The sequence below is a fragment of the Paraburkholderia dilworthii genome (assembly GCF_000472525.1).
Lineage (GTDB): Bacteria > Pseudomonadota > Gammaproteobacteria > Burkholderiales > Burkholderiaceae > Paraburkholderia > Paraburkholderia dilworthii.
The window spans coordinates 141,366-152,932 of the sequence record NZ_AWZT01000011.1; the positions used below are offsets into that span (position 1 = coordinate 141,366).

11 protein-coding genes are annotated in these 11,567 nt (G+C 65.1%); 7 read left to right on the top strand and 4 right to left on the bottom strand.

Translation table 11 applies throughout. The features are described 5' to 3' along the window. Positions 1 to 84 precede the first annotated feature (84 nt). The 3 genes from F759_RS0112870 to dacB all read right to left on the bottom strand — a co-directional run bounded on the left by F759_RS0112870 (position 85) and on the right by dacB (position 4,227). Positions 85 to 1,332 carry an SGNH/GDSL hydrolase family protein gene (locus tag F759_RS0112870; protein WP_027800220.1) on the bottom strand — a complete coding sequence of 416 codons (1,248 nt, stop codon included), beginning with the start codon at positions 1,330 to 1,332 and terminating at the stop codon, positions 85 to 87. Between the two features lie 94 nt (positions 1,333 to 1,426). Continuing rightward, complete coding sequence (locus F759_RS0112875) at positions 1,427 to 2,380, bottom strand: sterol desaturase family protein (RefSeq protein WP_027800221.1); 954 nt, start codon at positions 2,378 to 2,380, stop codon at positions 1,427 to 1,429. A gap of 149 nt (positions 2,381 to 2,529) precedes the next feature. Then, positions 2,530 to 4,227 (bottom strand): D-alanyl-D-alanine carboxypeptidase/D-alanyl-D-alanine endopeptidase, encoded by a 1,698-nt coding sequence (gene dacB, locus F759_RS0112880; protein WP_027800222.1) that lies wholly within the window; start codon positions 4,225 to 4,227, stop codon positions 2,530 to 2,532. Between the two features lie 345 nt (positions 4,228 to 4,572). Here dacB and F759_RS0112890 point away from each other — a divergent pair, with 345 nt between their 5' ends. The 6 genes from F759_RS0112890 to F759_RS0112915 all read left to right on the top strand — a co-directional run bounded on the left by F759_RS0112890 (position 4,573) and on the right by F759_RS0112915 (position 10,244). Continuing rightward, positions 4,573 to 5,235 carry a response regulator gene (locus F759_RS0112890; RefSeq protein WP_027800224.1) on the top strand — a complete coding sequence of 221 codons (663 nt, stop codon included), beginning with the start codon at positions 4,573 to 4,575 and terminating at the stop codon, positions 5,233 to 5,235. Positions 5,236 to 5,239: 4 nt separating this feature from the next. Further along, positions 5,240 to 6,541 (top strand): ATP-binding protein, encoded by a 1,302-nt coding sequence (locus tag F759_RS0112895; protein WP_027800225.1) that lies wholly within the window; start codon positions 5,240 to 5,242, stop codon positions 6,539 to 6,541. Positions 6,542 to 6,682: 141 nt separating this feature from the next. Further along, positions 6,683 to 8,194 carry a DegQ family serine endoprotease gene (locus tag F759_RS0112900; RefSeq protein WP_027800226.1) on the top strand — a complete coding sequence of 504 codons (1,512 nt, stop codon included), beginning with the start codon at positions 6,683 to 6,685 and terminating at the stop codon, positions 8,192 to 8,194. Between the two features lie 265 nt (positions 8,195 to 8,459). Further along, entirely contained in the window at positions 8,460 to 8,957 is a 498-nt protein-coding gene (locus F759_RS0112905; RefSeq protein WP_027800227.1) for a hypothetical protein, read from the top strand. 128 nt (positions 8,958 to 9,085) lie between these two features. After that, positions 9,086 to 9,478: a DUF427 domain-containing protein gene (locus F759_RS0112910; protein ID WP_027800228.1), complete on the top strand. Its 393-nt coding sequence runs from the start codon at positions 9,086 to 9,088 to the stop codon at positions 9,476 to 9,478. 31 nt (positions 9,479 to 9,509) lie between these two features. Continuing rightward, the gene (locus F759_RS0112915) at positions 9,510 to 10,244 is read left to right on the top strand and encodes a CoxG family protein (protein ID WP_027800229.1); all 735 of its coding nucleotides are present in this window, start codon (positions 9,510 to 9,512) and stop codon (positions 10,242 to 10,244) included. Positions 10,245 to 10,469: 225 nt separating this feature from the next. On the opposite strand, the gene F759_RS0112920 is transcribed toward F759_RS0112915, so the two are convergent. Next, positions 10,470 to 11,414, bottom strand: a complete 945-nt coding sequence (locus tag F759_RS0112920) for a helix-turn-helix domain-containing protein (protein WP_051377228.1) — start codon at positions 11,412 to 11,414, stop codon at positions 10,470 to 10,472. Here F759_RS0112920 and F759_RS43630 point away from each other — a divergent pair. Continuing rightward, positions 11,386 to 11,567: hypothetical protein (locus F759_RS43630; RefSeq protein ID WP_152530622.1), on the top strand; the 182-nt coding region annotated here is incomplete at its 3' end. The genes F759_RS0112920 and F759_RS43630 overlap by 29 nt on opposite strands.

Genomic DNA, 11,567 nt, shown 5'->3' on the forward strand with positions numbered 1-11,567 from the left:
ATCGACAGAATCGATGGGCCAGGCGTTTTTCATTCCGTCCTTCGCAGCAAAAGACCGCGTCACGCGCGGTCTTTTGAACTCCGCTTATTTACCGAGCCCGGTAGCCGCGATCTGCTGCTGGACGTACTGCGCGAACAACGCGTGCATGTGCGTGCTCGGGTGGACCGTGTCCGCGAACATGTAAGTCTGGTCGGCGCCGGCCACCGTGTAGGTTTGCGGCGAGCAGAAGAGCGAAGAGGCGAACTGGCTGCCGTACTGCTCCGGAGTCAGGCCGTTGGTTGCGGCCGGATTGGCCCGGGCGTAAGCCGTTGCGTTGGCCTGCATCGCGCTCAGGTTACACGCTGTGTCGGTGTTGGACACCGTGAAGCCGAGCGCCTTGTAGTTCGGCAACTGCTGATCCTGCCACGCGAACGCGTCGACCACGATCACTTTGCCCGTACCTACGAGGCCGAGGGCCGTGAGGTTCTGAACGAAGAGATAGTTATACGCGGCGGCGATTCCCGACAGCAGCGCGGCCGAACCCGGCGTCTTCGCGTTGGCTGCGACGCCGAGCGGCGTATTGCCGATGTCCGGCACCGTCGACACCACCACGTGGGTCGCACCCGCGCCGACAATCGTCTTGACTTGCGCGGCCAGCTGGGCAGCGGCTTGGGCGACCTGCGGGTTAGCCAGCTGTTGCAGGTAGCCGACGATAAACGCGACCTGGCCTGCCTGCGTGTTCGGCAACTGGCCCGCTTGCACCAGCAACGGGTATTGCGTCTGTAGCGCGGTGCCGAGCGCTGTCAGGTTTGCGGTGTTTTCCGCGAACTGGAAGATGTCGTTCGCGCCGCCGTTCACGAGCACGAGCTGGTTCGAGTTGAAGCTCGTGTGGGAGCCGAGGTAGTTCGCGACCTGACTTACGATCGGCACCGTCGTGGCCGCCATGTTATTCGGTGCCCAACCTTTGCCTTGAGCGTTGACGACGTCCGAGCCGCCCTGCGCATAACCGTAGCCGCCCGCCGCGACCAGCGGCTGGCCGAAGCCGCCCAGGTACGCCGGCTTCAGGGTGTCGCCGTAATACTCGGCCACTTTCTGCGTCCACACTTCACCCGGATTGGTCGTGAAGCGGCCGCCGCCGAAGCTCGCCTGAATCACCGGCGCATACGTGCCGACGTCCGACAGGCTGTCGCCGAACGACACAACCTGCAATTTGACGCCGCCCGCAGGTGTGTTGCTGGCGTTGTTGTTGTCGCCGCCGCCACCGCCACAAGCGGCGAGCAGCGTGAACGCCGTGCTCGCGATGGCAGTCTGCGTGACGCGCAACCAATGTTTCCTCGATGCTGTTTGCTTCATGTTGGCTACATCTCCTCGTATGTTTGGCCCTTGCGCCATATATTGCAGGCCGCGTCCGCCGCGTCGGCGGCGTGACGACAGCTTACAGAATCTTCTACGGTCTGCGTCTTGCGGAAAACGCGGCCATGTCGTTGTTGTCGTTGATGCTGGCTTGCGCATGCGCGGCCGTTGAGCCGGCCCCGCGGCGCGCGTGATAATCGGCGGCCCATGCGGGCGGTGCGAACAGTGCGCGCAACTTGTTGCGCACGCCGCGCACGCTCGCGAAGTCGCGCGCCATCGACGCCCATTCGTGGAACGTCGCCTTCAGCGGGTTATAGGTATGGAGCGGCTCGACGATGCCGTACTCCGGCGGCTCGCGCGGATCTTCGTCGACGTAGCTGCCGAAGAGCCGGTCCCAGATCACGAGCACGCCGGCATAGTTGCGGTCGATATAGCGGTCGTTGCGCGCATGATGCACGCGATGAATGGACGGCGTGTTGAACGCGTACTCGAGCCAGCCGAGCTTGCCGCCGAATTTACCGATCACCTGCGTATGCACGAAAAACTGGAAACCCAGGTTGATCAGCACGATCGCGACAATCTGCTTCGGCGGAAAGCCGAGCACGGCAAGCGGAATCCAGAAGAGCCACATGCCCGCGACCGGATACATCAGGCTCTGACGGAACGCGGTCGAAAAATTCATCCGCTCCGACGAGTGATGCACGACATGCGCGGCCCACAGCCAGCGCACGCGATGGCTGCAACGGTGGAACACGTAGTACAGCAGATCCTGCGCGACGAACAGCACAGCAAACGAGAGCCAGCCCGCGCGCCAGGTGTGTACGCGGTAGTTGTCGTAGAAAAACGCATAGACGGGGACGATGGCGAGCCACGCGAGCTTGTCGGCGGCTTGCTGCATGAGCGCGAGCGCTGCATTGCACAGCGTGTCGCGCCAGCTGTAGAGCTGCGCGCCGGGGCGCGTTCGCCGCAGATGCCACGCCTCCCAGCCGATACATGCGAGAAAGACTGGCGCCAGGGCGAGCAGCAGCAATTCGGCATCGAATTGCATGGTGTCTTCCTCCGTGGTCCCTTGTCGCCGCGTGCCATGCCGCGGTGTTTTGTCGTGTTGCTGTGCGAGCGTGCCGCGCGTGTCGAACACTGCCCGACAGCGTACACGCTTAAGGTCTTAGCGCGCGCCGCCTTCGCTAGAAGGAATCCTCAATGGGCGCCGCGCTTGCGCGGGTTTTTCCTGGGCTTGCCGCGCGGGGTCACGCTGGCTGGTTCGGCGGCAGACGCCGACACTTTGCTAAAGCCCGCGGTCGGTCCTTGATACACCCATTCAAGCAGCGCGTCGTGCGCGGCGCGCGCGGCTTCGGAATGCGGATCGTTGATGAAGCTCACCACGACATAGCTGTTGCCGTCCGCCGAGGCCACGTAGCCCGCGATCGCCCGCACGTCGCGCAACGTGCCGGTCTTGATCTGTGCGTTGCCGCCTGCGCCCTGGTTGGTCAGGCGGTTGCGCATGGTGCCGTCGACTCCCGCGATCGGCAGAGACTGCACGAACACCTGGGCGACCGGACTCGCATTGGCGCGTTGCAGCAGGTCGGCGAGCGACAGCGCGGTGATGTGCTCGTCGCGCGAGAGGCCCGAGCCGTTGTCGAGCGTCAGATATTCCATGTCGATGCTGTCGCGCCGCAGGAAGGCCTCGATTGCGCGAGCCGACTTGGCGGGTGTCGCCGGCGCCTTTTCTTCTGCCGCGCCGATCGACAGAAACAGGTTGCGCGCCATCGTGTTGTTGCTGAACTTGTTGATGTCGCGAACGATGTCCGACAGCACCGGCCCCTGATGCGTGGCCACCAGTTTTGCGCCGAGCGGCACCGCGCCTTCGCGCGTCGCGCCGCTGAAGGTGCCGCCCGTCTGCTGCCACAGAGCAAGGAAGCCGCCCGCGAAGAACGCCGAGTGATCGAGCACGGCGACGTTGACCGTGCGCGGGCCGCAGCGCACCGAATAGTCGCCTGCGAACGAGGCGACGACGGTGCCGCTCGGCGTCGCCGTGACGGTGGGCGATACGGCTGCGGCATCGCCGCGGCACGGGCCGTTGACCGCGCGCATCTGATTGTCGATCTGCAACTGCGCGAGGGCGGGCAGCACGTCGATCGCCACCGTGCCGTCCGATGACGGCGTCAGCGTGAACGACAGCGATTTGAATGCGTACAGCAGCGGATCGGGGCCGACGTTGTACGGCGCGCTCGCGTCGTCGTCGAACGGCGGCAGATCGCGCGTCGACGGATCGAAGTAGCGCTTGTCGAGCACGAGCGTGCCGTCGATGCCGCGAATCCCCGCTTTGTGGATCTTCTGCACCAGGTCGATCAGTTCCTCGGGCACGAGCTTGGGGTCGCCCGTGCCTTGAATGTAGAGATTGCCGTGCAGCACGCCGTTGGCGTCGACTGTGCCGTCGGCGTAGGCGTTGGTGCGCCAGCGGTAGTCGGGGCCCAGAATCGACAGACCGGAGTAAGTGGTGACGAGCTTCATCGTCGAGGCGGGCATCATCGGCTTGCCTGCGTTCAGCGCGACGATGGGCGTGCGGTCGCCGACTTTTTCGACGACCACGCTGATCGACGACAACGGCACGTGCGCGCGCTGCAAGCCGATCATCACCGATTGCGGCAGCACGGTGCTGACGTTGACGCTCGGATGTGTCGTCCTGACGCGCGCCTGTGCGGCAAGCGGCAGCGACGTGCCGCCGGCGAGCGCCGCGCAGATGAGCAGCGACGCGCCCGCGCGCGGCGCCAGGCGGCGCGGCGACACGAAAACAGCGGAGGCAAAGAACGATGCGGTGAAAGCGGACGTCAAATTTGAGCGCAGCGTTGCATGACGAAGATAGCGTGCGGCGAAAGACAGGAAAGCGTGCGTCATGGACGGGCGAGAAAGCAAAATGTCAGGGCGTGGAGCACGCGGCAATTCAAAACGTGAAGAAGCATGGCGCGAAGGTGCGCAGAGCGGTTGCATGATGCGCCGCTGCTCATGCGGCGTTGGCCGTTCGTGCTGGCGCGCAGCGGAACTCGACGCAGCACCGACTCAACCGACGCAGCACGAATAGCTCGCGTACCACGGTGAGCTAAACCTTTGAAACCGCCACGCGACGCAAAGCGCCCATTGTAGTGACATGCCGTCGGCCTGCGGTGAAAAAAGCGTCACAGGGTGCGCATGTCGGGGCGAGCGCTAGAATGCGGCATCATCGAATGTTGAGGAAACGTGACCATGCGCATCTTGCTAGTCGAAGACGACCGGATGATCGCCGAGGGCGTGCGCAAGGCGCTGCGCGGCGAAGGCTTCGCGGTCGACTGGGTGGAAGACGGCGAAGCGGCGCTCAGCGCGGCGGGCAGTCAGCCTTATGACCTCGTGCTGCTAGACCTCGGCCTGCCCAGGCGCGACGGCCTCGACGTATTGCGCACGCTGCGCGCGCGGGGCCACGCATTGCCGGTGCTGATCGTCACGGCGCGCGACGCGGTGGCCGACCGCGTGAAGGGCCTCGATGCCGGCGCTGACGATTATCTCGTCAAGCCATTCGATCTCGACGAACTCGGCGCGCGCATGCGGGCGCTGATCCGCCGTCAATCCGGCCGCAGCGATTCGACGATCCGCCACGGCAACCTCACGCTCGATCCGGCTTCGCATCAGGTCACGCTCGACGGCGCGCCGGTCGCCTTGTCGGCGCGCGAGTTTGCGCTGCTCGAAGCGCTGCTCGCGCGGCCGGGCGCGGTGCTTTCGAAGAGTCAGCTGGAAGAAAAAATGTACGGCTGGGGCGAGGAAATCGGCAGTAATACCGTCGAGGTCTACATTCACGCGCTGCGCAAGAAGCTCGGCGCGGACCTCATCCGTAATGTCCGCGGCCTCGGCTACATGATCGCGAAGGAAGCCTGAGCCCATGCGATCGATTCGCCGTCAATTGCTGGTGTGGCTGCTCGCGCTCGTGCTGCTCGGCGTCGGCATCGCGGGCTGGCTGATTTACCGCCAGGCCCTTGCCGAAGCCAACGAACTGTTCGATTACCAGCTGGAGCAGATCGCGGCGGCGCTGCCGTCCGAACCGTTCTCACAAGTGCTCGGCTCGCGCGATACCGGCGACGAAGGCATCGTGCTGCAAATCTGGAATCGCAACGGCGTGCTCATGTACTACTCGCGGCCGCGCGCGCCGCTCGCGCCGCGCGCCGAACTCGGCTTCTCGACCGAGCATACTGATCGCGGCGACTGGCGCGTGTACGGTGCGATCGTCGGCGATAACGTCGTGCAGTTGGCGCAGCCGCTGTCCGTGCGCAACCGCCTCGCCGCCGACGTCGCATTACGCACGTTGTGGCCGTTGATCGTGCTGCTGCCGGCGCTCGGGCTTGCAGTGTGGGTGATCATCGGACGCGGGTTGCGACCTTTGCGGCGCGTGACGAGCGCGCTCGACACACGTCATCCGGAGGCGCTCGATCCGTTGCCCGATCAGCGCTTGCCGCTAGAAGTGCAGCCGCTCGTGCGCGCGCTGAACGGCCTGTTGCAACGGCTCGCCACCGCGCTCGACATCCAGAAGGCGTTCGTCGCCGATGCCGCGCATGAGTTGCGCACGCCGCTTGCCGCGGTCCAGATTCAATCGCAACTGGTGGCGCGCGCAAAAGACGACGCGGCGCGCAGCGAAGCGCTTGCCGATCTGCAAGCGGGCGTGACCCGCGCGACACGTCTTGCCGAGCAACTGCTCGCGCTCGCGCGCTCGGAACCCGACGGCCTCGCCGCGACCGATGCCGTCGACTTGCGCGCGTTGCTGCAAGACTGCGTGCTGGCATATGCGCCGCTTGCTCAGGATCGCGGCGTCGATCTCGGCATCGAGGCGAGCGAGGCGGCCACCGTGATCGGCGATCCCGAGTCGCTGCGCGTGATGTTCAACAATCTCGTCGATAACGCGACCAAGTACACGCCTCGAGGCGGGCGCGTCGATGTGAGTCTGCATGTTGAAGGTGGTCATCCACTCGTGCGTATCGCCGACAGCGGACCGGGCATCGAGCCGGCCGAGCGCGAGCGCGTGTTCGACCGCTTTTACCGCGCGGGGGCGGGCGAAAATCGCATGCGTACCGACGTGGCCGGCAGCGGACTCGGCCTTGCGATCGTGCGCCGCATCGCTACGCAACATCACGCGGCGGTGTCGCTCGACGAATCGCCGGCGGGCGGCTTGCAGGTCACCGTGCGTTTCTGAGCGTGAGCTTTCAATTCGCTTGACGACGAAAAATGCCTGAAACAAGGCTTAAACACGATCTGTCGCTGCTTAAGACTCTTTTAAGCGATGCCCCGTACGCTTCCTGACATCCGAGTTTCTTTCTCCAGTCAGGAGTACACGATGAACGCGAAAACCTTGTCCCGCAGCGCTGTTGCAGCGGCTGTCGCCGTGGCGCTGTCCGCCGGCTATGTGGCGGGCCATCGCGATGTGCCCGCGCCGCAGGTCATCACGCCGGCGCAAGCCGCGATGATGCCCGCCGAAGCCGCCGCGAAAACCGGCATTCCCGATTTCTCCGGTCTCGTCGAAACGTACGGGCCGGCCGTCGTCAACATCAGCGCGAAGCATGTCGTCAAGCGCACGGCTTTGCGCGGCAACGGCGGCGCGGGCGGCGGCAATCAGTTGCCGATCGATCCTAGCGATCCGTTCTACCAGTTCTACAAACACTTTTTCGGCGGCATGCCGGGCATGCAGGGCGGCGACGGCGGCGATGCACCCGACCAGCCGAGCGCGAGCCTCGGTTCCGGGTTTATCGTCAGCAGCGACGGCTATATCCTGACCAACGCGCATGTGGTGGACGGCGCAAACATTGTCACGGTGAAGCTCACCGACAAGCGCGAATTCAAGGCAAAAGTAGTCGGCGCCGACAAGCAGTCCGACGTCGCGGTGCTGAAGATCGACGCAAGCAATCTGCCGACCGTGAAGATCGGCGACCCGCGCCAGAGCAAGGTCGGCCAGTGGGTCGTGGCGATCGGCTCGCCGTACGGTTTCGACAATACGGTGACCTCGGGCATCATCAGCGCGAAGTCGCGTTCGCTGCCGAACGAGAACTACACGCCGTTCATTCAGACCGACGTGCCGGTGAATCCGGGCAACTCCGGCGGGCCGCTGTTCAATCTGCAAGGCGAGGTAATCGGCATCAATTCGATGATCTACTCGCAGACCGGCGGCTTCCAGGGGCTTTCGTTCGCAATCCCGATCAATGAAGCGATCAAGGTCAAGGACGACATCGTCAAGACCGGTCACGTGAACCGCGGGCGTCTGGGCGTCGCGGTGCAAGGCATGAATCAGACGCTGGCGAATTCGTTCGGCATGCAAAAGCCGCAAGGCGCGCTCGTCAGCTCCGTCGATCCGGGCGGCCCGGCCGCGAAGGCTGGCTTGCAGCCGGGCGACGTGATTCTTTCGGTGAACGGCGAGCCGGTGAGCGATTCGTCGGCGCTGCCCTCGCAGATCGCGGGTCTCGCTCCTGGCAGCACGGCGACGGTGCAGGTGTGGCGCGACAAGGGCACGAAGGATCTGAAGGTGACGATCGGCTCGTTGTCGGATACGAAGCTTGCCTCGGACAAAGCCGATCAGCCGGCGCAATTACAAGGCCGGCTCGGCGTGGCCGTGCGCCCGCTGACGCCGGAAGAGAAGAGCAGTGCTTCGATCTCGCACGGTCTTCTCGTGCAGCAGTCGGGCGGCGCGGCGGAAAGCGCGGGCATCCAGCCGGGCGACGTGATTCTCGCGGTCAATGGCCGGCCGGTGACGAGCGTCGACCAGTTAAAGCAGATGATCTCCGGCGCGGGTAATAGCATCGCTTTGCTGATCCAGCGGGACAACGCACAGATTTTCGTGCCGGTCGACCTGGGTTGACCGGCGGCCCGCCTGGCGTCCCGATTTCGCGTCACATCGCGCGCAACATATGAAGTAACCCCTGCCGGTCTGTTTGCACTTACTGCAGACAGCCCGGCTTTTTCTTGGTCCGTCCGAAATTGCAAGCGAGGCGCCTGGCGGCATGGGGCGTGCGAAGCAGCGGTTTCCCGACTGCCCGGGCGGCTGCGTGGCACGCCGGTTGCGTCATCCTGAATCCGGTCCCATCGACGGGCACCGGATAAGGACGTCAATAAGGAGCAAATCGATGAAAAACCAACGCACTCAGCGAAAGATCGTAGCCGCCGCGGCCAGCGTGGCGCTCACTCTCGGTCTGGTGGGCGGCGCGTACGCGCAGCAGGCGAGCGAAGTAACCGGCGGGACTACCGCCGACCAGACGAGCGCAGGCAACGCCAACGGCGGAGGTCTGCCGCAGATCCAGCAACAAGGCGACGTTTCGTTCGTCTCGGGCGGCGTCGGTCTGGACGAGTCCAAGGCGCTGCAGCAGGCGCAGAACCAGTGGCCGCTGTCACTGCGCTTTACGGGTCCGGGCTCGGACTACCTGGCCGACGTCCACGTGCGAATCGTCGATGCACACAACGGCGAGGTGCTGAGCACCACGTCGCGCGGGCCGTACATGCTCGTGAAACTGCGCCCCGGCCGCTACACGGTGCATGCGGCATACAAGGACCGCGACCAGTCGAAGGCGTTGACGGTGCCGGCAAAAGGCACGGCGAAAGCGGCGTTCTACTGGAACACGCAGTAAACGCGGGGCTGGTCGGCATGCAGCATCGAGGCCGCACAATCGCGGGGAGTTTGACCGATAATGAAGCCACGGGCTTGGTCCCGTGGCTTTGCTGTTTGCACGACTGCACACCTTCACGGAGCCGAGACATGAGCGATGCCTTGACACCTCACGCAAGCCCGGGCAAGTCCACCGGCGGGCACGCCATCGCGATAACGGGCAATCATCACCGGGTGCGGGTGATACACGGCGGCGTGACGATGGCCGACACGCACGCGGCGCTCACGCTTGCCGAAACCGGTCTGCCCGACGTGTTTTATTTCCCGCGCGAAGACGTGAACATGGCGCGGCTCGAACGCTCGGCGCACACGTCGCACTGTCCGTTCAAGGGCGAGGCGTCGTACTTCCATCTGCGCACCGAGGACGGCCTGATCGAAAACGCCGTATGGACTTACGAGACACCGTTCGAACAGGCCGCCCGCATCAAAGGGTATCTGGCGTTTTACTCATCGCGCGTCGACCGCATCGATCAGACATCCTGATCCGCAGTCGCGCGTTTGTCGGGAGGCTGGGATGGAACTGAACGACGCGTTACGGATTCCACTTGCGCCGTCCGATGTCTGGGACGCGTTGCAAGATCTCGCGCTCCTGCGCGCCAGCCTCGACAATTGCGAGTCGTTCACACGCCTTTCGCACGGCGAATACGCGCTTGCCATGACGGTGCCGCTCGGGCCGTTGCGCGCACGTTACGAAGCACGCGCGCACGTCGCCGGCCAGGATTCCGGCCCGGCCGATGCAGAGCGCCGCACCATCAATTTCAAGGCGCGCGCCGAAGGTATCGGCTCACTGCGCGGACAGATCGAAGTGCGCCTGCGCGCGGAAGAGGGCGCGTTTGCCGGCGCCGAGCGTGGTACGCGGATCGACTACACGATCTGGGCGACATCCTCCGGGCCGCTTGCGGAATTGCCGACGCGTCAGCTGGAAAACGCGCTTCACCATCTCGCCGACGATTTCTTCGCCGAATTCAGCGCGGTCGTGCGTGCAAAGCATGGGCAGGGTCCGAACCGCGCGCGCGGCTCGGCGGCGCGCCGCCAGCATGTGTTTTTGCGGCCCATCGCGCCTGGCGGCGTTGCGCGGCGCACTCGTGCCGAGCACGGCAACGCGCTCGGCGGACGAGCGGCGAGTGTGTCGCATGGCGTATCGCACCCTGAGCCCACACCGCACGCCGTGCCCAACTGGGCTTGGGCGGCGATGATTTTTCTCGTCGCGCTTCTGCTGTATGTGGCGCGCTGGATCAGCGAGCGCTGACAGAACCACTGGTGGCCTGGCCACCGCGCGATCGCGCCGCGCGATCGGCACAAGCACAAAGGCGCAGCGTGCGAGCCGAATGTCGTGCCGGCGCCACTACGAAATCGCGGTGACCGACTACGAAATGGCGTCGCTTCGCACACCGCATTTGCTTCATCGCTCCGACGCCGTGCACCCGCGGCTTCGCCTCGAGTGTGTCACGCGGCACCTCCTGTCCCACACGCGTCACGCGCCGCGAAACTCTCTTCGCCATGCCGAAGGCGACGTGCGAAAGGCGTCCGCGAAATGTTGACGCAATGACGCCGCCGACCCAAAGCCGGCGATGCCCGCAATCGCCTCCACCGACTCGTCCGAACTCTCCAGCAACTGCTGCGCGCGTGCGAGACGCTGCGCGAGCAGCCATGCGCCGACCGTCGTGCCGGTGGCGAGCCTGAAGCGTCGCGTGAACGTGCGCCGGCTCATCAGTGCGCGCGCGGCGAGGCTGTCGAGCGTATGGGGCGCGTCGAGGTTGCCGCACACCCAGTCGAGCAGACCCGACAGCCGGTCTTCGCGGACGTTCGGCGGCACCGGCTGCTGGATGTATTGCGCCTGGCCGCCTTGCCGGTGCGGCGACACCACCAGCCGCCGCGCGACAAAGTTCGCCACCTCCGCGCCACACATCTTGCGCAACACGTGCAGGCAGCAATCGAGCCCGGCAGCCGTGCCCGCCGATGTCAGCACGTTGCCGTCGTCGATATAGAGGACGTCGCGATCGAGCTTGGCGCGCGGGTAGCGGCGCGCGAAGTCGTCGGCCCACGCCCAGTGCGTGGACGCCGGGCGGTCGTTGAGTATCCCGGCGGCAGCCAGCACGAACGCGCCGAGACATAGGCCGACGAGTTGCGCGCCGCGCGCGTGGGCCGCGCGCAACGCGTCGAGCAATGCGACCGGCGGCGGCTCGGCGGGATCGCGCCAACTTGGCACGATGATCGTATGGGCTTCGGCGAGCGCTTCGAGTCCATGAGTGACGGCAATCGAGAATCCTGCGGTCGTCGTCAGTGGGCCGGGTTCGGCTGCGCAGACGCGGAAATCGAAGCTAGGGACGCCGCCGCCGCTGCGGTCCTCGCCGAAGACCACGCACGGCACCGAAAGATGAAATGGGCTGATGCGGTCAAAAGCGACCACAGCGACGATGTGCGGGCGGTGTTCGCTGGGCTTTGCGGCGGCTGAGGCGGCTGAGGCGGCTGAGGCGGACGCGGCAGAAACGGCAGAAACGGCAGAAACGGCAGAAACGGCAGAAACGGCAGAAACGGCAGAAACGGCAGAAACGGCAGAAACGGCAGAAAC

Coding starts and splice junctions, on each gene's coding strand:
- F759_RS0112875 (WP_027800221.1), bottom strand. CDS start 2,380: ATGCAATTCGATGCCGAATTGCTGCTGCTCGCCCTGGCGCCAGTCTTT.
- F759_RS0112910 (WP_027800228.1), top strand. CDS start 9,086: ATGAGCGATGCCTTGACACCTCACGCAAGCCCGGGCAAGTCCACCGGC.
- F759_RS0112895 (WP_027800225.1), top strand. CDS start 5,240: ATGCGATCGATTCGCCGTCAATTGCTGGTGTGGCTGCTCGCGCTCGTG.
- F759_RS0112890 (WP_027800224.1), top strand. CDS start 4,573: ATGCGCATCTTGCTAGTCGAAGACGACCGGATGATCGCCGAGGGCGTG.
- dacB (WP_027800222.1), bottom strand. CDS start 4,227: ATGACGCACGCTTTCCTGTCTTTCGCCGCACGCTATCTTCGTCATGCA.
- F759_RS0112905 (WP_027800227.1), top strand. CDS start 8,460: ATGAAAAACCAACGCACTCAGCGAAAGATCGTAGCCGCCGCGGCCAGC.
- F759_RS0112900 (WP_027800226.1), top strand. CDS start 6,683: ATGAACGCGAAAACCTTGTCCCGCAGCGCTGTTGCAGCGGCTGTCGCC.
- F759_RS0112870 (WP_027800220.1), bottom strand. CDS start 1,332: ATGAAGCAAACAGCATCGAGGAAACATTGGTTGCGCGTCACGCAGACT.
- F759_RS0112915 (WP_027800229.1), top strand. CDS start 9,510: ATGGAACTGAACGACGCGTTACGGATTCCACTTGCGCCGTCCGATGTC.